Source organism: Brachybacterium sp. AOP29-B2-41 (assembly GCF_052378395.1).
GTDB lineage: Bacteria > Actinomycetota > Actinomycetes > Actinomycetales > Dermabacteraceae > Brachybacterium.
Genome location: NZ_JBQSXR010000012.1, coordinates 43,314 through 63,062 on the forward strand (window position 1 = coordinate 43,314; position 19,749 = coordinate 63,062).

Here is a 19,749-nt window from a genome sequence, read left to right on the forward strand (position 1 = left end):
GTCAGGCGCGGGCACGCTCGACGCCGGCGCGGAGGTCGTCGGCCACGGCCGCGAGCGCGGCGCGGGCCGCGGCGTCGTCGTCCTGGTTCTCGAGCAGCGCGCGGACGAAGGCGGACCCGACGATCACTCCATCAGAATACGCCCCCACCTGCGCGGCCTGCTCACCGTTCGAGACACCGAGCCCGACGCAGACGTTCTTCGCCCCGGCGGCGCGGGTGCGCTCGACCAGGCCCTCCGTGGCTGCGGAGACGCTCGCGCGAGTTCCGGTCACGCCCATGGTGCTCGCGGCGTAGACGAACCCCCGGGTGTGCGAGACCACATGCTCGAGCCGGTTGCGGGGTGAGCTGGGGGCGACCAGGAACACACGGTCCACGCCGTGCCGCTCGCTCGCGGCGATCCAGTCCGCACCCTCATCGGGGATCAGATCCGGGGTGATCACCCCGGCACCGCCGGCGGCCGCGAGATCGCGGGCGAAGGCGTCGGGGCCGTAGGCGAGGATCGGGTTCCAGTAGCTCATCACCAGGATCGCGGCGCCGCGCCCGGACAGCGCTTCGACGGCCTGGAGCACGTGACGGGTCCGGGTGCCGCCCTCCAGGGCCGTGGCCGCCGCCTGCTGGATGACCGCCCCGTCCATGACCGGGTCGGAATAGGGCAGACCCAGCTCGATCATGTCGGCGCCGTGGTCGATCAGGACGCGGGCGGCCTCGATCGAGCGCTCCAGATCCGGGAAGCCCACGGGGAGGTAGGCGATCAGCGCGGCACGGTTCTCGGCGCGGGCGCGGTCCAGGACCTCGTCGGCGCGCAGCCGATGGCTCTCAACGGTGGTCATCGGGACTCCTCTGCCTGGTCGGTGGTCGCGCGGGCCGCAGCGCGCAGCGCGGACAGATCGGCGCGGGCGGGCTCGTCCCCGACCAGTCCGAACCAGCGCGACGCGGTGTCCACGTCCTTGTCCCCACGGCCGGAGAGGCTCACCAGGATGACGGCATCCTCGCCGAGCTCACGGCCCAGCACCAGCGCACCGGCCAGGGCGTGGGCGGACTCGATCGCGGGCATGATGCCCTCGGTCATGGAGAGCAGGGCGAAGGCCTCCATGGCCGGGCCGTCGTCGATCGCGCGGTACTCGGCGCGGCCGATATCCGCCAGCCAGGCGTGCTCGGGGCCGACGCTGGGATAGTCCAGGCCAGCGGAGACCGAGTGGGAGGGGACCGTCTGGCCGTCCTCGTCCTGCATCACGAAGCTGCGGGCTCCGTGCAGCACCCCGGCGGTGCCACCGGTGATGGTCGCGGAGTGGCGGCCGGTGGTAACCCCATCGCCTCCGGCCTCACAGCCGATCAGGCGCACCAGCGGGTCGGTGTCGTCGAGGAAGGCGTGGAAGATCCCCATCGCGTTGGAGCCGCCGCCCACGCAGGCGACCACCGCGTCGGGCAGTCGTCCCACCCGTTCGAGGGTCTGGGCGCGGGCTTCCTCACCGATGATGCGATGGAAGTCCCGCACCATGGCCGGGAAGGGGTGCGGGCCGGCGACGGTGCCGAGCAGGTAGTGGGTGGTCTCGACGTTGGCGACCCAGTCGCGGAAGGCCTCGTTGATCGCATCCTTGAGGGTGCGTGAGCCCTGCTCGACGGCGATCACCTCCGCCCCCAGCAGGCGCATCCTGGCGACGTTGAGCGCCTGGCGCTCGGTGTCCTCGCCGCCCATGTAGATGGTGCAGTCCAGGCCGAACAGCGCCGCGGCGGTGGCCGTGGCGACCCCGTGCTGGCCGGCACCGGTCTCGGCGATCACGCGGGTCTTGCCCATGCGCTTGGTCAGCAGCGCCTGGCCGAGGACGTTGTTGATCTTGTGGCTGCCGGTGTGGTTGAGGTCCTCACGCTTGAGCAGGATGCGGGCGCCGCCGGCGAGCTGGGAGAACCGCGGGGCCTCCGAGAGCAGGGAGGGCCGGCCGGTGTATTCCGCGGCGAGATGCTGCAGCTCGGCGGTGAACTCGGGGTCGATGATCGCCTTCTCGTAGACCTCGGTGAGCTCGTCGAGGGCGGGCACCAGTGCCTCGGGCAGGAAGCGGCCGCCGAAGTCCCCGAAGTAGGGCCCTGCCTCGGACCGCAGTTCCGAGACGGGGCGGGTGAGGTCGGTGACGACCCGCTCGGAGAGGGGACGATCGTGGTCGGGGCTGCTCATGCCTGAGCTCCTTCCGGGAGGGGGCGGCCGCGGCGGGCCACCCGGCGGTATGACGCCGCGGCGGCGGCGGGGTCGCCCGAGGTGACGAGCGCCTCTCCGACCAGCACCGCGTCGGCACCGGCGGCGGCATAGGCCTCGACATCCGCGACCGAGAGCACGGCGGATTCGCCGATCGCGAGCGGTCCGGCGGGGATCCGGCGCAGCAGGTCTGCGGCTCGAGCGAGGTCGACGGTGAGGTCCTTGAGGTTGCGGGCGTTGACCCCGATGATGTCCGCCCCGAGCGCGAGCGCCCGGTCCAGCTCCGGGGCGGTGTGGACCTCCACCAGCGCCTGCATGCCGAGCTCCGTGATGAGGTCGTACAGCGCACGCAGCTGGGCATCATCGAGGGCGGCCACGATCAGCAGCACGAGGTCGGCGCCGTGGGCGCGGGCCTCGTACACCTGGTACGGCTCGACCACGAAGTCCTTGCGGAGCACGGGCACCGCCACCCGGGCGCGGACCGCGTCGAGGTCGGCGAGGGTGCCGCGGAATCGGCGCTGCTCGGTGAGCACGCTGATCGCGGAGGCATCGGCACTCGCATAGGTGGCGGCGAGCTCCGCCGGCTCGGGGATCTCCGCGAGGGCGCCCTTGGAGGGGCTGGAGCGCTTGACCTCGGCGATCAGCCCCATCGTGGAGCCGTCTCCGCGCAGGCTCGCCCGGGCGTCCAGGGCCGGGGCGGCAGCGCCTGCCAGGCGCTGGATCTCGGCGTCGGGCACAGCGGCGCGGCGCGGCGCGAGGTCCTCGCGCACGCCGTCGATGATCTCGTCGAGGACGGTTCCGGTGGTGGTCACGCTTGCCTCCTGCAGCAGGTCGGAGCGGTACGGCACGCTGTGCCGCGGGTTCCGCAAGGGTGGCCGGCGGGCGGGGTCAGCCGCCGACGAAGGAGATCGGGGCGAGGAACCAGAAAGCTGGCAGGTTCCTCAGCACCGCGAACAAGACTGCGATGCCGACCAGACCCAGCAGCACCGGCTTCGAGGGCATCAGGTCGGTGCGCAGTCCTCGGGCACGACGCACCGCCCAGGTCAGGAGCCCGGCCGCGACCAGAGGGATCGCAATGGTCACCAGCGCATTGCTCCGCAACGCGAGCAACAGATCACCGGCGAGCAGGGAGTGCACGGCGCGGATCGCTCCGCAGCCGGGGCACTCCAGCCCCGTGAGGTGATTCAGGATGCACAGCGGGATGTGGGTGCGGAACGGGTCGAAGACCAGCTGCACCCCGGCCGCGACGGCCACGCCGCCGATGCCGATCGCGAGCGGCAGGAGAGCCCGACGAGGGCTGCGGGCGGGAGCGTGGAGCACGGCGCCGCCGTGCCCACTCCTCGCCGCGTCGATCACCTGGCGTCGGCCTCGGCGGGCACATTGCCCCGTGCGTTGGTGCCGCCATCGGCGGGCACATGTCCCCGCGCGTTCGCGCCGCCATCGGCGGTGACCTCGGCGGAGAGCTGGCTGTAGCCGCGGGGCTGGCCGAGTCCGGCCAGGGAGAGCACAACACCGACCACGATGGCCAGCACGATGATGCCGGCGCCGATCCAGATCAGCATCGTCATGTCCGACAGGATCATGCCGGCCGCGATGGGGATCGAACCGAGGACGATGCCGAGGTTCATGGTCCAGCCCGCAACGGTCTTGCCCTCGTTGTGATGAGGGGGCGGCGGCACAGCGTAGGTCTTCGGCATGATCCTTCTCCAGTCAGGGTCCCGGTCGGGGCCATTGTGCCACGTCATCCGCCGTCCGAGGCGCCCGGTCCGCGGCGTGGCGCGAGGCCCCGTCGCATCCGGTGAGGAGGATCACCCGGCAGTGCCGGGCCGCCCCTGAACGGGAGGTTCGGGACGGTCCTCGCCCTCGCCCTCACCGCGAGCGGTGTCCTCGCTGTCCACCTCACCGCTGCTGAGGCTCGGGTCCTCACCGCGGGTGAGCGCGTCCCACGCTGCGGCAGGGTCCTCGGCGGGATCACCGCGACGCACAGGCGCCGCCAGTGCCGCGCTGCGATAACGGCTGCCGGTCGGCCAGGACCGGCCGACCACGAGTACGAGCACGCCGATCACGGCGACGGCGAGAGCCGGGATCAGGGTCAGCAGCGGCCAGGAGGTCGCCTCTGCCTGCACCGCGGCTCCCAGCACCCCGGTCGCGGAAGCCACTGCGGAGCCCGCGGCGTCCTGCGGGGCCTGCGCCGCAGAGAAGGCGGCGAAGGCCGCTCCCACGCCGGTCACGATCAGCACCGGTCCGGTGAGGAACCGCAGCCAGGCCGACGAGAGCGAGGTGGCGAGGGAGGCCGCGATCGCCGCCAGGGAGAGCGCGAGCACTGCCGGAGCCGCCTCCGACCCCAGCACCTCGACCTGCTGGGCGGTGCCGGTCAGATCGGGTGCGGTGGCGTGGATCCAGGTGGTGCGGGTCGCCCCGGCCAGCAGCGCGGAGGCTGCGGTCGCTGCGAGCACGGTGGCGCGGCGACCGAGGCGGGCAGGGTGCCGGGCCGGGGGCTGCTCGCTCATGCCGGGCGGAGGGTCTCGGCCGAGGCCGCGGCCCGCAGCGCGGCGGCGGCCTTGGACTGGGTCTCGCGGTGCTCCATGGTCGCGTCGGAATCTGCGACCACTCCCCCACCGGCCTGGACGTGAGCGGTGCCGTCCTTGATCACCGCGGTCCGGATCGCGATCGCCATGTCCATGTCACCGGCGAAGTCGATGTAACCGACGGTGCCTCCGTAGACGCCGCGTCGCACGGGCTCCAGGCGGTCGATGATCCGCATCGCCGAGGGCTTCGGCGCACCGGAGAGGGTCCCGGCCGGGAAGGTCGCGCGCAGCGCGTCATAGGCCAGTGCACCCTCGCGCAGATGGCCGGTGACGGTGGAGACGATGTGCTGGATGTGGGAGAAGCGCTGGATGTGCATGAAGTCGCGCACCACCACGGTGCCCGGGGCGCAGAACTTCTGCAGATCATTGCGGGCGAGGTCGACCAGCATCAGGTGCTCGGAGCGTTCCTTCGGGTCGGCGAGCAGTTCGCTGCCCAGGCGCTCGTCCTCCTCCGGCGTCGCGCCGCGCGGACGCGAGCCCGCGATCGGGTGGGTGGTGGCGGTGGTCCCGCGCACCGTCACCAAGGATTCGGGGCTGGCTCCGACCACGTCGATCGGCTCGCCCTCGGCGTCGACGGTCCGCAGCAGGTACATGTACGGGCTGGGGTTCATCCGCCGCAGCACGCGGTACACGTCCAGCGGGTCGGCGGAGACCGGCAGCGAGAACCGCTGCGAGGGCACCACCTGGAAGATCTCACCGTCGATGATGTCCTGAACGGCCTCGTGGACGGCCCGCTCGTACTCCAGCTGAGAGGTGCGGGCCTTGGGCTCGAGCTCGCGCACCGCGTCATAGACAATCGGCCCGGTGCTCACCGGGGTGCGCAGCCGTTCGCGCATCCTCTCGAGCCTCGCGAGCGCGTCGTCGTAGGCGGCGTCGACCCCGTCGGCCGTGGCGTTGAGGTTCAGGGCGTTGGCGACCAGCACCACGGTCGAGTCATGGGCGTCATGGACCACCACGTCCTGGGCGAGCAACATCGAGAGGTCCGGCAACCCGATCTCGTCCGGTGGGGAGGCGTCCAGCTTCTCCCAGTGCCGCACGGCGTCGTAGGCGATGAAGCCGACCAGCCCACCCGAGAATGGCGGCAGATGCGGCTGCCGGGCGGCGTGGAAGGCGCTGGTGACCGCACGCAGCGCCTCCACCGGGCTGCCCGCGGTGGGGACCCCGGCCGGGACGTCGCCGCGCCAGTGCGCCTCGCCGTCGCGCTCGGTGAGGACGGCGCGCGCCCTGGTGCCGATGATCGAGTACCGCGATGCCTCTCCCTCGCCTGCCGATTCGAGCAGGAAAGTGCCACGGGTGTCGCCATCGGCGGTGAGCCGACGGTAGAGCGAGACCGGGGTGTCCTCATCGGCCAGCAGGCGGACGCTGAGCGGCACTACCCGCTGCCGGGCGGCGAGCTCACGGAAGGTCGCCCGGTCCGGGGTGATCACGCCGAGCGCGTCCCCCTCCCGGCCGCCGACCTGCTCCGGATAGGCAGCCGCGCGGACGGGCTCGGCGGGCTCGGCAGTACCGTCGGTGCCCGGGCCGGTCAGGGGAAGGTCAGTCATGCCTGCGCTCCGTGGGGTCGAGGACGACGGCATCGAGATCGCCGCCGTCGAAGCAGGTGTCGGTCCCGCGATGGCAGGCCGCGCCGACCTGGTCCACCCGGATCAGCAGGGTATCGGCGTCGCAGTCCAGCGCGACGGAGCGGACCCACTGGACGTGACCGCTGGTGTCGCCCTTGCGCCAGTACTCCCCGCGGGAACGGGACCAGTAGGTGACGCGGCCGGTGCTGAGGGTGCGGTGCAGCGCCTCGTCATCCATCCAGCCCACCATCAGCACCCGCTGGTCGGTGGCGTCCTGCACCACAGCGGTCAGCAGGCCGTCGACGTCCCGCTTGAGGCGGGAGGCGAGGGCGCGGTCGAGACCGGAGACGGGCAGGGCACCGTCAGCGGAGGCGCGATCAGCCGTGCTCACAGTGCGCGCTCCAGCTCCTCGGCACGGTCGGCACGTTCCCAGGTGAACTCCGGCAGCTCACGGCCGAAGTGGCCGTGCACCGAGGTCAGCGAGTAGATCGGACGCAGCAGGTCCAGAGCGTCGATCAGGGCGGCGGGGCGCAGATCGAAGACCTTCCGCACCGCAGCGGCGATCTGGTGCGAGGGAGCGTGGCCGGTGCCGAAGGTCTCGACGTACAGACCCACCGGCTCGGCGACCCCGATCGCGTAGGCGACCTGCACCTCGCAGCGGTCCGCGAGACCGGCGGCGACGATGTTCTTCGCGATCCAGCGCATGGCGTAGGCACCGGAGCGGTCGACCTTCGAGGGGTCCTTGCCGGAGAACGCGCCCCCGCCGTGCCGGGCCATCCCGCCGTAGGTGTCCACGATGATCTTGCGGCCGGTCAGACCCGCATCGCCCTTGGGCCCGCCGAGCACGAAGCGGCCGGAGGGGTTGATGTGGGTGGTGACATCCGTGGTGTCCAGGCCCAGCGCTTCGAGATCCTCGAGCACCGGGGCGATGACAACCTTGGAGATCGCCGGTGCCAGCTGGGTGAGCAGGTCGACCTCCTCGCTGTGCTGAGTGGAAACCACGATCGCCTCGACGCTGCGGGCCACGCCGTCCTCGTCGTAGCCGATCGAGACCTGGGTCTTCCCGTCGGGTCGGAGGTAGGGCAGCACCCCGTCGCGGCGAGCGGTCGAGAGGTTGCGGGTCAGGCGGTGCGCGGCGTGGATCGGCAGCGGCATCAGCTCCGGGGTGTCCCGGCAGGCGTAGCCGAACATCAGTCCCTGGTCTCCGGCGCCGAGCCGCGCGAAGGCCTCTGCCGTGGAATCACCGCGAGCTTCGAGCGAGTTGTCGACACCCTGGGCGATGTCCGGGGACTGCGCGCCGATCGAGACCTGCACACCGCAGGAATCGGCGTCGAAGCCCTTCTCGGAGGAGTCGTAGCCGATCTCCCGGATCACATTGCGCACGATCGTCGAGACGTCGCTGTATCCGGAGGTACGGACCTCCCCGGCGACGTGGACGAGCCCGGTGGTGACCAGCGTCTCCACCGCGACGCGCGCATCGCGGTCCTGGGCCAGCAGATCGTCGAGGATCGCGTCGGAGATCTGGTCGCAGATCTTGTCTGGGTGCCCTTCGGTGACCGATTCGGACGTGAAGGTGCGCAGCTCGCTGGAGGTCATGAGGATCAGGGTACTTCCGGGAGGGCGGTGACGAGTTCGTCGAGCACCGCGTGGGCGACGGCGGTCTTGCTGCCCTCGGCACGGGCAACTTCCTGACCGTCGCGGTCGAGAATGCGCACGGAGTTGTCGGGCGCGCCGAATACTCCGGTGCTGATGTCGTTGAAGACCAGCAGGTCCGCGCCCTTGCGTCGCGCTTTGGCGCGCGCCAGGTCGAGAGCCGTGGAGCCGTCGCCGCCGGTCTCGGCCGCGAAGCCGACGATCGCGGGCCGCTGGGAGTCTGCGCGGTCGAGCACACTGTGACGCAGGATGTCCTCGGTGCGGCGCAGGGCGATGGCCGGCACGGACTCGTCATCGCCGTCGTCCTTCTTGATCTTCGCGTCCGCGCGCGCGGCAGCGGTGAAATCGGCCACTGCTGCGGCCATCACCAGCGCATCCACCTCACCTCGATGCGCCGCGACGACGCTCGCGAGCTCGGCGGCGCTGCCCACATCGAAACGTTCGGCACCGGGCGGGGTGTCGAGGTCGACGTTGGCGGCGACCAGGCGCACCCGGGCGCCGCGGACGAGGGCCGCATGCGCGAGGGCCCAGCCCTGCTTGCCCGAGGAGTGGTTGGCGAGGAAGCGCACCGGGTCGAGATCCTCGCGGGTGCCGCCGGCGGTGATCAGCAGCTCGCGGCCGCTGAGGTCCCTTCGCACGGCTCCGTGCTGGTCGCGCGGGGCCGTGATCGCCGCTCTCGCGGCCTCGAGGATCGCCGCCGGCTCCGGGAGCCGGCCGGGCCCGGAATCCGGGCCGGTGAGGCGGCCGACGGCGGGCTCGATCACGGTGACGCCGCGTGCGCGCAGCACTGCCACGTTCTCGCGGGTCGAGGGGTGCTCCCACATCTCGGTGTGCATCGCGGGCGCGACCACCACGGGCGCACGCGTCACCAGCAATGAGGCGGTCAGCAGGTCATCGGCACGACCCATCCGCATCCGTGCGAGCAGATCTGCGGTGGCAGGGGCGATCACCACCAGGTCGGCCTCCTGGCCGAAGCGCACGTGCGCGACCTCGTCGACGTCCTCGAAGACCGAGGTGAGCACCGGATGGTGGCTGAGCGCCTCCCAGGTCGCCGCCCCGACGAATTCGAGGGAGGCGGGGGTGGGGAGGACGCGGACGTCCGCCCCTTCACCGACAAGACCGCGCACCAGGTGCGCGGTCTTGTATGCGGCGATGCCGCCGCCGACTCCGATCAGGACGCGGGCCCCGGCGAGGGGGCGCGACAGGATGCTCATCGGTTCAACCCGGCGATGGCCGAGTCAGAGCGTGAAGCCGGAGGGCGGGACCTCAGGAGCGTCGTCGCCGAGCATCAGCGGGGCCGGAGCATTCGGATCCGGCTCGTTCTGCGCGGCGTACTCCTCCTCGTCGATCTCGCGGACGGTCAGCAGGCCCTCATCGATCTCACGCAGTGCGATCGAGAGCGACTTCTCCTGGTTGTCGACATCCACCAGCGGACCGACGAACTCGAGCAACCCTTCGGAGAGCTGCGAGTAGTACGCGTTGATCTGGCGAGCGCGCTGGGAGGCGTAGAGCACCAGGGCGTACTTGGAATCGACAGTCTCGAGGAGACGGTCGATCGGGGGGTTCGTGATGCCTTCGGGCTGAGCGACTGTTCCGGCCACGGATGTCCCTTCATGAGTTTCGGCGTGCGACGCTTCAGGATACGCCCTTGTGAGCTCAGGGGCGAGGGCGAGAGCGTGCGGGGTCAGGTGAGGTCGCGCACGCCGAGCAGCCCGGCGAGCTCATCGGCGGCGCGGTCCACGGTGTCGTTGACGATGGTGACGTCGAACTCGCCCTCTGCGGCGAGCTCGATCTTCGCCGTCTGCAGGCGGCGCTCGCGCTCCTCGGAGTCCTCGGTGCCACGCCCGACGAGTCGGTCCACCAGGGTGTCCCAGTCCGGCGGGGCCAGGAACACGAAGCGTGCCTCGGGCATCGACTCGCGGATCTGGCGGGCGCCGGCAAGATCGATCTCGAGCAGGACCGGGCGCCCTTCGGACACCTTCTGCTCGACAGGGCCCCGCGGGGTGCCGTACTTGTTGCGACCGTGCACCACGGCCCACTCGAGCATCTGCCCCTGTTCGATCAGCGAGGAGAAGTCCTCCTCGCTCACGAAGCGGTAGTGCACGCCGTCGACCTCACCGGGGCGCGGGGCGCGGGTGGTGGCGGAGACGGACAACCAGATCTGCGGGTATCGCGCGCGGATCGCTGCGGAGACGGTGCCCTTGCCGACGGCCGTGGGCCCGGCGAGCACAGTCACCGGGGCCGACGCCTTCACGGCGCCGGCCCCGGTGGTGGAGTGGTCGATCACTCGGAGAAGTGTGCGACGAGCTTCTCAGCCTGATGGGAGCCGAGGCCGCGGATCTTCCGGGATGGGGAGATGCCGATCTCCTCCATGATCTGCTGGGCCTTGACCTTGCCGACACCCGGGAGGGCCTCCAGCAGGGCGGAGACGCGCAGACGACCGACGACCTCGTTGGTCTCGGCCTCCTTGAGGACCTTCTTGATCTCCTCGCCGCGGTGTCCGGCGCTGTCCTTGAGCCGGGCCTTGATGGCGGCGCGCTCGCGACGAGCCTCGGCTGCCTTCTTCAGGGCGTCGGCCCGCTGCTCAGGGGTGAGGGGAGGGAGAGCCACAGTTCTTACCTCTTGTTCTCTTGCTGGTGACGGGGAGATCCGGGAGGACCTCGATGTGGGAAGAGCGTAACCCCATATTCGTGGTCGAGCGCACTTTTGACAGGCTTCGTCGCTGGTCCGGTGCAGATCGGTCACTCCCGAGGGGGTCCGAGCGGGGGTCGTGACCCCCACCCGGACGGTTCCTCAGGAGGCGTCGGCAGGACCGGCGTACTCGAAGCGCAGCTGTTCGGCCCGTCGGCTCAGGGCGTCCGGGTCAGGGCCTGCCGCCAAGAGTCCTCGCGAGAGTGAGACCAGGACGTGACCTGCACTTTCGCCGAATACCTCACCCATCTGGGCGGGACCGGCGCCCTGTGCCCCGAAGCCCGGTGCGAGCAGCGGGACCGAGGGTGCGACGCGATCCAGGCCGAGCCGGCGATAGCTGTCGCCGACGGTCGCGCCCACGACCAGGCCGATGCTCGACCACTCCCCCGGCGCCGCAGCTCCCAGCGCCTCGGCGTGTCGCGCGATCTCCTGCGCCACCGGCGTGTCTGCAGAGGTGAGGGCGTGCTGGACCTGGGGACCATCCGGGTTCGAGGTCAGCGCCAGCACGAAGAGGCCTTTGCCGTGCTGGGTCGCGAGCTGCGCCGCCGGGTCGAGGGACCCGGTGCCCAGGAAGGGGCTGACGGTGATCGAGTCGGCCTCGAGCGGGGCACCCGGGAGCAGGTGGGCGTCCGCATAGGCGGCCATGGTCGAGCCGATGTCTCCGCGCTTGACGTCCAGGATGCTGAGCACCCCGGCTTCTCGCGCGGCCTGCAGCAGCTTCTCGAGCACTGCGACCCCGGCGGAGCCATGGCGCTCGAAGAAGGCGGACTGGGGCTTGATCGCGGCGACCCTGCCGGTCACCGCGGTCAGCACGATCCGGGAGAACTCCCGCAGGCCCTCCGGTGTGTCCGGCAGCCCCCACGCCTCCAGCAGCGAGGCGTGGGGGTCGATGCCGGCGACCAGCCGGCCGTGCTCCGCGACGGACTGCTGCAGCCGGGAGCCGAAGCTCCTCCCCTGCAGCGTCATGCGCCGACCTGGGCGGCACGCACCGCGTTCAGCCGTGCGGTGTGGTCCTGCAGGCTCGTCACCTCGAAGGGCTCGACCGGTCGTGCCTCGATCGCCTGCACCGCGGCCTGGAACTCCTGGAGGGTGGTGATCATCGGCACGTCCATGCTGGTCGCGGCGGCGCGGATGGCGTAGCCGTCCACCCGGGCGTTGGAGCCGGAAGGTGTGTTCATCACCAGGTCCACCGTGCCGTCTTCGATGAGCTCGATGACGCTCGCCTCGTCGCCGGCCTCGGAGGCCTTGCGCAGCACCCGGCAGGGGATGCCGTAGCGGCGCAGCACCCTTCCGGTGCCCGCGGTGGTGAGGATCTCGAATCCGAGCGCCGCCAGGCGCGCCACCGGGAGTGCGAGCGATCGCTTGTCCCGGTCCGCGACAGAGACGAAGGCGGTGCCGGAGGTGGGCAGGCCCTGACCGGAGATCGCGAGCTGAGACTTCGCGAAGGCGAGGGGGAAGGTCGAGTCCAGCCCCATCACCTCACCGGTGGATCGCATCTCCGGCCCGAGCACGGAGTCCACCGCCTTGCCTTCACGGGTGCGGAAGCGCTTGAACGGGAGCACCGCCTCCTTCACCGCGATGGGAGAGTCGTCGGGCAGGTCCATGCCGTCGCCCTCGAGCGGGAGCACTCCCCCGAGGCGCAGGTCCGCGATCGAGGTGCCGGCCATCAGCAGCGCCGCGGCCTGCGCGAGCGGCACCCCGGTGGCCTTCGCGACGAAGGGCACCGTGCGGGAGGCGCGCGGGTTGGCCTCGAGCACATAGAGCACCCCGTGGGAGAGGGCGAACTGGATGTTGAGCAGTCCGCGCACGCCCACGCCCTCGGCGATCGCGAGCGTGGAGGTGCGGATGCGGTCCATGACCGCATCGCTGAGGGTGATCGGCGGGAGGGTGCAGGCCGAGTCGCCGGAGTGGATGCCGGCCTCCTCGATGTGCTCCATCACGCCGCCGATGTAGAGGTCGGTGCCGTCGTAGAGGGCGTCGACGTCGATCTCGATCGCGGTGTCCAGGAAGCTGTCGATGAGGATCGGGGCCTCGGCCCGGCCACCGTCGGGCAGGTTGCGGGCCACGTAGTCCACGAGCCCCGCCTCGTCGAACACGATCTCCATGCCGCGCCCGCCGAGCACGTAGCTCGGGCGCACCAGCACCGGATAGCCGACCTTCGCGGCGACCTCGGTCGCATCGCTGAGCCCCCAGGCGGTCCCATAGGGCGGAGCCGGCAGATTCGCCTCGGCGAGCACCGCTCCGAAGTGACCGCGGTCCTCGGCGTTGTCGATGGCCGACGGGCTGGTGCCGATAATGGGCAGTCCCTCGGCCTCGAGGCGGCGGGCGAGCGAGAGCGGGGTCTGGCCGCCGAGCTGCACGATGACCCCGGCGACGGGGCCGGCAGCCTTCTCCGCCTCGTACACCTCGACGACGTCCTCGAAGGTGAGCGGCTCGAAGTAGAGGCGGTCGGCGATGTCGTAGTCGGTCGAGACCGTCTCGGGGTTGCAGTTGATCATGACCGTCTCGTAGCCGCCGCCGGGCAGCTCCGGGTTGCCCAGCGCCATCGCAGCGTGCACGCAGGAGTAGTCGAACTCGATGCCCTGACCGATGCGGTTGGGGCCCGAGCCGAGGATCAGCACCGCGGGACGTTCGCGCGGTTCGACCTCAGTCTCCTGGTCATAGGTGGAGTAGTGGTACGGGGTGGCGGAGGCGAACTCCGCGGCGCAGGTGTCGACCGTCTTGTAGACGGGGTTGATGCCCAGCGCCTCACGGACGCCCTTGACCACGTCACCGCTGCGCCCGGTGAGCGCACCGATCTGATCGTCCGAGAGCCCGTGGCGCTTCGCCAGGGACAGCAGCTGCGCGTCCAGCACCTCCGCGCCGCGGATCTCCGCGGCGATCTCTGCGACCAGCTGCATCTGATCGAGGAACCAGCGATCGATCGCGGTGGCCTCCACCAGCCGGTCGAGCGTCTCGGCCGGATCGAGGATCCCCTCGGCCGCGGACCACAGGATCCGAGCGATGTCGACCAGCCGCTCCGCCGTGGGGGTGCGCGAGGCCTCCAGCAGCTCGGTGACCTCCGCGGGTGACGGCGGGGTCCCCAGGTACGAGAGGGAAGCGCCCTTGACGTCGATCGAGCGCTGCGCCTTGCCGAGCGCCTCGGTGAAGTTGCGGCCCATGGCCATCGCCTCGCCGACGCTCTTCATGGTCGTGGTCAGCGTCGGATCCGCCGCCGGGAACTTCTCGAAGGCGAAGCGGGGCACCTTGACGACCACGTAGTCCAGCGCGGGTTCGAAGCTCGCCGGGGTGGTGCCGGTGATGTCGTTGCGGATCTCGTCGAGCGTGTAGCCGATCGCGACGCGGGCTGCGATCTTCGCGATCGGGAAGCCGGTGGCCTTCGAGGCCAGTGCCGAGGAGCGCGAGACGCGCGGGTTCATCTCGATGACCACCACGCGGCCGGTCTCGGGATGGGTCGCGAACTGGACGTTGCAGCCGCCGGTGTCGACCCCCACCTCGCGGATGATCGCGATGCCGAGGTCCCGCAGGGTCTGCATCTCGACGTCGGTGAGGGTGAGGGCGGGGGCGACGGTCACCGAGTCGCCGGTGTGCACGCCGACCGGGTCGACGTTCTCGATCGAGCAGATCACGACGCAGTTGTCGGCGCTGTCGCGCATCAGCTCGAGCTCGAACTCCTTCCAGCCCAGGATCGACTCCTCGAGCAGCACCTCGGAGGTCGGCGAGTAGTGCAGGCCGTCCCCGCCGATGCGGCGGAGGTCCTTCTCGTCATAGGCCATGCCGGAGCCGAGCCCGCCCATGGTGAAGCTGGGGCGCACCACCATCGGGTAGCCGAGCTCCTCGGCGCCGGCCAGCAGATCCTCCACGGAGTGGCAGATCTTCGAGCGGGCGGATTCGCCACCGACTCGCTCGACGACCTCCTTGAACAGCTGGCGGTCCTCCGCCTTGTTGATCGCGTCGAGGCTCGCGCCGATCATCTCGACCCCGAACTCCTCCAGGGTCCCGTTCTCCGCGAGTGCGATGGCGGCGTTGAGCGCGGTCTGGCCACCGAGGGTGGGCAGCAGCGCGTCGGGCCGCTCCTTCTCGATGATCGTCCGGATGATCTCCGGGTCGATCGGCTCGATGTAGGTGGCGTCGGCGATCTCCGGGTCGGTCATGATCGTGGCCGGGTTGGAGTTGACGAGGATGACCCGCAGGCCCTCCTCGCGCAGCACCCGGCAGGCCTGGGTGCCGGAGTAGTCGAACTCCGCGGCCTGGCCGATCACGATCGGGCCGGAGCCGATGACCAGGACGGACGAGATATCGGTGCGACGGGGCATCAGGACTCCTTGGATGCAGAGCCGGCGCGGTGCGCGACGGCGAGCTCTGCCAGACGATCGAAGAGGGGCGAGGCGTCGTGCGGGCCGCCGGCCGCCTCGGGGTGGTACTGGACCGAGAACGCGGGCCGGTCGAGGCAGCGAAGGCCCTCGACCACCTGGTCGTTGAGGCCGACATGGGAGACCACCACGCGTCCGTAGCGGCCGCCGTCGTGGGGGGCGATGTGCTCACCCTCGATCGGGAGGTCGACGGCGAAGCCGTGGTTGTGGGCGGTGATCGCCACCTCGCCGGTCTCGCGGTCCTGCACGGGCTGGTTGATGCCGCGGTGGCCGAACTTCAGCTTGTAGGTGTCGAAGCCGAGGGCCCTGCCGAGCAGCTGGTTGCCGAAGCAGATGCCGAAGAAGGGCAGGCCGGCGTCGAGGACGCCGCGCAGCAGCTCGATCGGTGCGGTCGCCGCCGCGGGGTCCCCCGGGCCGTTGGAGAAGAACACGGCATCCGGGGCCAGCGCCACCAGGTCCTCAAGCGAGGTCGAGGCGGGCAGGAGGTGCACCCGCAGCCCGCGCAGGAGCATGCTGCGCGGGGCGGCGCTCTTGATGCCGAGGTCGAGGGCGGCGACGGTCGCGACCACCTCGCCCTCGGGCTCGAGGGTCACGGGCTGGGCGATGGTCACCTCCTCGATGAAGCTCGCGCCGGTCATCGCGGGCTGGTCACGGACCTGGGAGAGCAGCTCCTGCTCGGAGCTCGCCAGGGCGTCCCCGGAGAAGATCCCGCCGCGCAGGGAGCCATGCTCGCGCAGCCGGCGGGTGAGCATACGGGTGTCGATGTCGCTGATGCCCACGATGTCGCTGCTGATCAGCAGCTCATCCAGGGTCTGCTCGGCGCGATAGGAGGAGGCGATGCGGCTGGCGTCGCGCACGGCGTAGCCGCGCACCCACACCTTCCGTGACTCCATGTCCTGGGCGTTGGCCCCGGTGTTCCCGATATGAGGGGCGGTCTGCACGACGATCTGTCCGGCGTAGGAGGGGTCCGAGAGGGTCTCCTGGTAGCCGGTCATACCGGTGGTGAAGACGACCTCGCCGAGGCGGGAGCCTCGCGCTCCGTAGGGGGAGCCTCGCAGGATGGTGCCGTCCTCGAGGATCAGCAGCGCCTTCTCCGTGCGCAGGCGGTGGCTGGGGGCCCTGGTGGGGGCGAGGGATTCTGGGGACGCGGGGGAGGTCATGCGTTCTCCTTCCGGGAGAGCAGGAGGTCGTGGTCGGAACGTCGCGCGAGGCGGAGTCCGGTGTCGAGGAGCTGGTCGCCGAGGCGCCAGCGGATGATCAGGAGGCCGTCGCCACCGATGAACTTCCCGGCCATGCCGGGGCCCGAGGTGAGCTCGGTGACGACCGTGCCGGGGATGGTGAAGCTGCTGGTGCCCTCACGCTCCAGTCGCCAGGAGCCCTGGTCGCCGAGGGTGACCATGGCGTTGGCCCGCTGCCCGAGACCATGGGCGACGATCCGCTCGAGCGGCTGCTCGGCGAGCACGGTGTCGACGTAGACGGCAGCGACCGGACCGTGGGCCACGGCCTCCCCGAGCTGTTCGAGGGTGGCGTCCTCCGGGACGGGAAGATGCTGCTGGGACCGTCCGCGTCGGTGCCAGCCCCAGGCCATCGCGGCCAGGATCAGCACGAACAGCGCCGCGAGCAGCAGGACGGGGATGAGCTGGTCGCTCATCGTTCGACCACCTCGCCGTCGCGCACGGTCGGGCGGCCGGCGAGCACGGTGAGCCGGTTCAGGCCGGGCAGCTCGAGGCCGGCGAAGGGCGAGTTGCGGCTCAGCGAGGCGTGCTGGGCCGGGTCCGCGACGCGCACCGGCCGCGGATCCCAGACCAGGACGTGGGCCGGGGCGCCGGGCTTAAGGGCCTGTCCCTGTTCCTCGTCGCGTCCGATCTGCGCCGGCTTCTCGGACATCACCCGGGCCACATCCCGCCAGCTGAGGCGACCTTCGTCGACCATCGTCAGCTGGACCAGCGCGAGTGCCGTCTCCAGGCCGGTCATCCCCATCGCCGCCTGATCCCACTCGCGGTCCTTGGCGTCGCGCGGGTGCGGGGCGTGATCGGTGGCGACGATGTCGATCGTGCCGTCGGCCAGGCCCTCGCGCACTGCCTCTACGTCCTCGGCGGTGCGCAGCGGCGGGTTGACCTTGAACACCGCGTCGAACTGCCGCACGTTCTCGTCGGTCAGCAGCAGGTGGTGCGGGGTGACCTCGGCGGTCACCTCGATGCCGCGCTGCTTGGCCCAGCGGATGATGTCGACGCTGCCGGCGGTGGACAGGTGGCAGACATGCAGCCGAGAGCCGACGTGCTGCGCCAGCAGCACGTCGCGCGCGATGATCGATTCCTCGGCGACAGCGGGCCAACCGGCCAGCCCCAGCTCGGCGGAGACGGCGCCCTCGTGCATCTGGGCGCCCTCGGTGAGGCGGGGGTCCTGGGCGTGCTGGGCGATGACGCCGTCGAACGACTTCACGTACTCCAGGGCGCGGCGCATCAGCACGGGATCGTGCACGCATTTGCCGTCGTCGCTGAACACCCGGACCTTCGCGCGGGAGTTCGCCATCGCGTCGAGCTCTGCGAGCCGCTCGCCCGCCAGACCCACGGTCACCGCTCCGACCGGGCGCACGGAGCACCAGCCGGCGCTGTCGCCGCGCCGGGCGACCTGCTCCACGACGCCGGCGGTGTCGGCGACCGGGGTGGTGTTGGCCATGGCGTGCACGGCGGTGAAGCCGCCGCGGGCTGCGGCGCGGGTGCCGGATTCGACGGTCTCGGCCTCCTCACCGCCGGGCTCGCGCAGGTGCGTGTGGAGGTCGACCAGCCCGGGCAGCACGATGCAGCCGTCGGCGTCGATGACCTCGGTGCCCTCGGGTGCCTCGAGGTCGGCGCCGATCGCCTCGATGCTTCCGGCGACCAGGAGCACGTCCTGGACGTCCTCGCCGTACGGGCGGCCGCCCCGGATCAGGAGCGGGGCGGGCAGGCCCTTGCCTCCGGCGTCGATGGTGCTGGGGTTCTCAGTGGTCACGGGGAGCCTCCCGGGCGTCGGTGGCGAGCAGGTGGAAGAGGACGGCCATCCGGACGAAGACGCCGGAGGCGACCTGTTCGACGATGACGCTGCGCGGGGAATCCGCCACCGCCCCGGCGATCTCGAGCCCCCGGTTCATCGGTCCGGGGTGCAGCACGATGGTGTGGTCGGGCAGGGCCGCTGCCCGGGCGGTGGACAGTCCGTAGCGGCGGGAGTACTCCCCCACCGTCGGGAAGAAGCCGCCGCCGACCATGCGCTCGCTCTGCACCCGCAGCATCATCACGGCATCCGGCCCGGTCGCGAGCGCCTGGTCGAGGTCGTAGCTGATCTCGCAGGGCCAGGCGGAGGCGCCGACCGGCACCAGGGCGGGCGGGGCGACCAGCGTCACCCGCGCGCCGAGCAGGGTCAGCAGCAGCACGTTGGACCGCGCCACGCGCGAGTGGATGATGTCGCCGACGATGACCACGTGCGTCCCGGCGAGGTCCGCGGTGGGATCCCCCGGCCGCAGGTGCCTGCGCATCGTGAAGGCATCGAGCATCGCCTGGGTGGGATGCTCGTGCGCGCCGTCTCCGGCGTTGATGATCGGCTGCTCGATCCAGCCGGCGTGGGCGAGCAGGTGCGCGGCGCCGGAGGAACCGGAGCGCACCACCACCGCATCGGCGCCCATGGCCTGCAGGGTCAGCGCGGTGTCCTTCAGCGACTCGCCCTTGGAGATGCTGGATCCCTTGGCCGAGAAGTTGATGACATCCGCCGAGAGCCGCTTGGCGGCGGCCTCGAAGCTGATCCGGGTGCGGGTCGAGTCCTCGAAGAAGAGGTTCACCACGGTCGTGCCCACCAGGGTGGGCAGCTTGCGGATCGAACGGGACTGGGTCTGTGCCATGTGCTCTGCGGTGGCGAGCACTGCGAGCGCCTCATCCCGGGAGAGATCGGCGATGGAGATGAAGTGCTTCATGCCTGCACCTCCTCGGACCGGGCGCCGACCGGGCGCACGATGTCGACGGCATCGACCCCGTCGGTCTCGGCGAGCTGGACGTGCACCCGTTCGTTGCGCGCGGTGGGGAGGTTCTTGCCGACGTGATCCGCACGGATCGGCAGCTCCCGATGACCGCGGTCGACCAGCACCGCGAGTCGTACCGCGGCGGGCCGCCCGATCGCCCCGAGGGCGTCGAGGGCCGCGCGGATCGTGCGCCCGGAGTACAGGACGTCATCGACCAGGACCACGATGCGCCCGTCGATGCCGGAGCGCGGGATCCGGGTCGGGCTCGGAGCACGCGTGGGATTGTTCCGCAGGTCGTCGCGGTACATGGTGATGTCCATCGCGCCGTACAGCTCGGTGAGGTCCTCGCCGTCGGGGCGGCCCTCTGCGCGCGCTATCTGCTCCGCGAGGCGCCGGGCCAGCGGCACTCCCCGATGGGGAATGCCGAGCAGGACCAGGTCATCGGCGCCGTGACCGCTCTCGAGGATCTCGTGGGCGATGCGCGTGAGCGCCCGCCGGATCTCTTCGGGGCCGAGCACGCGCGAGCTGTCCACGGCGGGCACCGGATCGTTCGTCGCAGGCCGGCGGCCCGCGTGGGGATCGTCATTCATCGTTCGTCTCCCTTCGACGCCTCTCAGGACGTGTCGTTAAAGGGTCTGTCGCTCATGCGAGCGGTGCCGAGTCTAGAGGGCGGGCAGCGGGCGAAGCCCGGGTGACCGCCCCTCGGA

General features: G+C 71.1%; 20 protein-coding genes. All 20 read right to left on the reverse strand.

Annotation, left to right across the window (positions count from 1 at the left end):
- Window position 1: 1 nt before the first annotated feature.
- The gene (trpA, locus tag ACT3T9_RS12390) at window positions 2-829 is read right to left on the reverse strand and encodes a tryptophan synthase subunit alpha (protein ID WP_444606701.1); all 828 of its coding nucleotides are present in this window, start codon (window positions 827-829) and stop codon (window positions 2-4) included.
- The gene (trpB, locus tag ACT3T9_RS12395; protein ID WP_444606702.1) at window positions 826-2,169 is read right to left on the reverse strand and encodes a tryptophan synthase subunit beta; all 1,344 of its coding nucleotides are present in this window, start codon (window positions 2,167-2,169) and stop codon (window positions 826-828) included. The genes trpA and trpB overlap by 4 nt, the downstream gene beginning before the upstream one ends.
- Window positions 2,166-2,999: an indole-3-glycerol phosphate synthase TrpC gene (gene trpC, locus ACT3T9_RS12400; protein WP_444606703.1), complete on the reverse strand. Its 834-nt coding sequence runs from the start codon at window positions 2,997-2,999 to the stop codon at window positions 2,166-2,168. Before trpC ends, trpB begins: the two co-directional genes overlap by 4 nt.
- Window positions 3,000-3,075: 76 nt before the next feature.
- Entirely contained in the window at window positions 3,076-3,507 is a 432-nt protein-coding gene (locus ACT3T9_RS12405; protein WP_441444077.1) for a DUF2752 domain-containing protein, read from the reverse strand.
- A 32-nt stretch (window positions 3,508-3,539) separates the two neighbouring features.
- A complete protein-coding gene (locus tag ACT3T9_RS12410; RefSeq protein ID WP_444606704.1) occupies window positions 3,540-3,884 on the reverse strand; it encodes an HGxxPAAW family protein in 345 nt (114 codons plus the stop codon).
- A gap of 111 nt (window positions 3,885-3,995) precedes the next feature.
- On the reverse strand, window positions 3,996-4,697 hold the full coding sequence (locus tag ACT3T9_RS12415; RefSeq protein WP_441444079.1) for a Trp biosynthesis-associated membrane protein: 702 nt from the start codon (window positions 4,695-4,697) through the stop codon (window positions 3,996-3,998).
- A complete protein-coding gene (locus ACT3T9_RS12420) occupies window positions 4,694-6,319 on the reverse strand; it encodes an anthranilate synthase component I (RefSeq protein ID WP_444606705.1) in 1,626 nt (541 codons plus the stop codon). The genes ACT3T9_RS12415 and ACT3T9_RS12420 overlap by 4 nt, the downstream gene beginning before the upstream one ends.
- On the reverse strand, window positions 6,312-6,728 hold the full coding sequence (gene hisI / locus ACT3T9_RS12425) for a phosphoribosyl-AMP cyclohydrolase (protein WP_444600981.1): 417 nt from the start codon (window positions 6,726-6,728) through the stop codon (window positions 6,312-6,314). The genes ACT3T9_RS12420 and hisI overlap by 8 nt, the downstream gene beginning before the upstream one ends.
- Window positions 6,725-7,933 carry a methionine adenosyltransferase gene (gene metK, locus ACT3T9_RS12430; protein ID WP_442331796.1) on the reverse strand — a complete coding sequence of 403 codons (1,209 nt, stop codon included), beginning with the start codon at window positions 7,931-7,933 and terminating at the stop codon, window positions 6,725-6,727. The genes hisI and metK overlap by 4 nt, the downstream gene beginning before the upstream one ends.
- Before the next feature lie 5 nt (window positions 7,934-7,938).
- Window positions 7,939-9,204 (reverse strand): bifunctional phosphopantothenoylcysteine decarboxylase/phosphopantothenate--cysteine ligase CoaBC, encoded by a 1,266-nt coding sequence (gene coaBC, locus ACT3T9_RS12435; RefSeq protein WP_442331795.1) that lies wholly within the window; start codon window positions 9,202-9,204, stop codon window positions 7,939-7,941.
- Between the two features lie 24 nt (window positions 9,205-9,228).
- Window positions 9,229-9,591: a DNA-directed RNA polymerase subunit omega gene (gene rpoZ / locus ACT3T9_RS12440; RefSeq protein ID WP_299303474.1), complete on the reverse strand. Its 363-nt coding sequence runs from the start codon at window positions 9,589-9,591 to the stop codon at window positions 9,229-9,231.
- 83 nt (window positions 9,592-9,674) lie between these two features.
- Window positions 9,675-10,274 carry a guanylate kinase gene (gene gmk / locus ACT3T9_RS12445; RefSeq protein ID WP_441444117.1) on the reverse strand — a complete coding sequence of 200 codons (600 nt, stop codon included), beginning with the start codon at window positions 10,272-10,274 and terminating at the stop codon, window positions 9,675-9,677.
- Window positions 10,274-10,600: an integration host factor, actinobacterial type gene (gene mihF, locus ACT3T9_RS12450; protein WP_345080401.1), complete on the reverse strand. Its 327-nt coding sequence runs from the start codon at window positions 10,598-10,600 to the stop codon at window positions 10,274-10,276. Before mihF ends, gmk begins: the two co-directional genes overlap by 1 nt.
- 183 nt (window positions 10,601-10,783) lie before the next feature.
- Entirely contained in the window at window positions 10,784-11,647 is an 864-nt protein-coding gene (gene pyrF, locus ACT3T9_RS12455; RefSeq protein WP_444606706.1) for an orotidine-5'-phosphate decarboxylase, read from the reverse strand.
- Window positions 11,644-14,997 (reverse strand): carbamoyl-phosphate synthase large subunit, encoded by a 3,354-nt coding sequence (gene carB, locus ACT3T9_RS12460; protein ID WP_444606707.1) that lies wholly within the window; start codon window positions 14,995-14,997, stop codon window positions 11,644-11,646. Before carB ends, pyrF begins: the two co-directional genes overlap by 4 nt.
- The gene (gene carA, locus ACT3T9_RS12465) at window positions 14,997-16,214 is read right to left on the reverse strand and encodes a glutamine-hydrolyzing carbamoyl-phosphate synthase small subunit (protein WP_444606708.1); all 1,218 of its coding nucleotides are present in this window, start codon (window positions 16,212-16,214) and stop codon (window positions 14,997-14,999) included. Before carA ends, carB begins: the two co-directional genes overlap by 1 nt.
- A complete protein-coding gene (locus tag ACT3T9_RS12470; RefSeq protein ID WP_441444087.1) occupies window positions 16,211-16,705 on the reverse strand; it encodes a PH-like domain-containing protein in 495 nt (164 codons plus the stop codon). The genes carA and ACT3T9_RS12470 overlap by 4 nt, the downstream gene beginning before the upstream one ends.
- Window positions 16,702-18,045 carry a dihydroorotase gene (locus ACT3T9_RS12475; RefSeq protein ID WP_441444088.1) on the reverse strand — a complete coding sequence of 448 codons (1,344 nt, stop codon included), beginning with the start codon at window positions 18,043-18,045 and terminating at the stop codon, window positions 16,702-16,704. The genes ACT3T9_RS12470 and ACT3T9_RS12475 overlap by 4 nt, the downstream gene beginning before the upstream one ends.
- Entirely contained in the window at window positions 18,035-18,997 is a 963-nt protein-coding gene (locus ACT3T9_RS12480; protein ID WP_441444089.1) for an aspartate carbamoyltransferase catalytic subunit, read from the reverse strand. The genes ACT3T9_RS12475 and ACT3T9_RS12480 overlap by 11 nt, the downstream gene beginning before the upstream one ends.
- Complete coding sequence (gene pyrR / locus ACT3T9_RS12485) at window positions 18,994-19,632, reverse strand: bifunctional pyr operon transcriptional regulator/uracil phosphoribosyltransferase PyrR (RefSeq protein WP_444606709.1); 639 nt, start codon at window positions 19,630-19,632, stop codon at window positions 18,994-18,996. Before pyrR ends, ACT3T9_RS12480 begins: the two co-directional genes overlap by 4 nt.
- Between the last annotated feature and the right edge of the window lie 117 nt (window positions 19,633-19,749).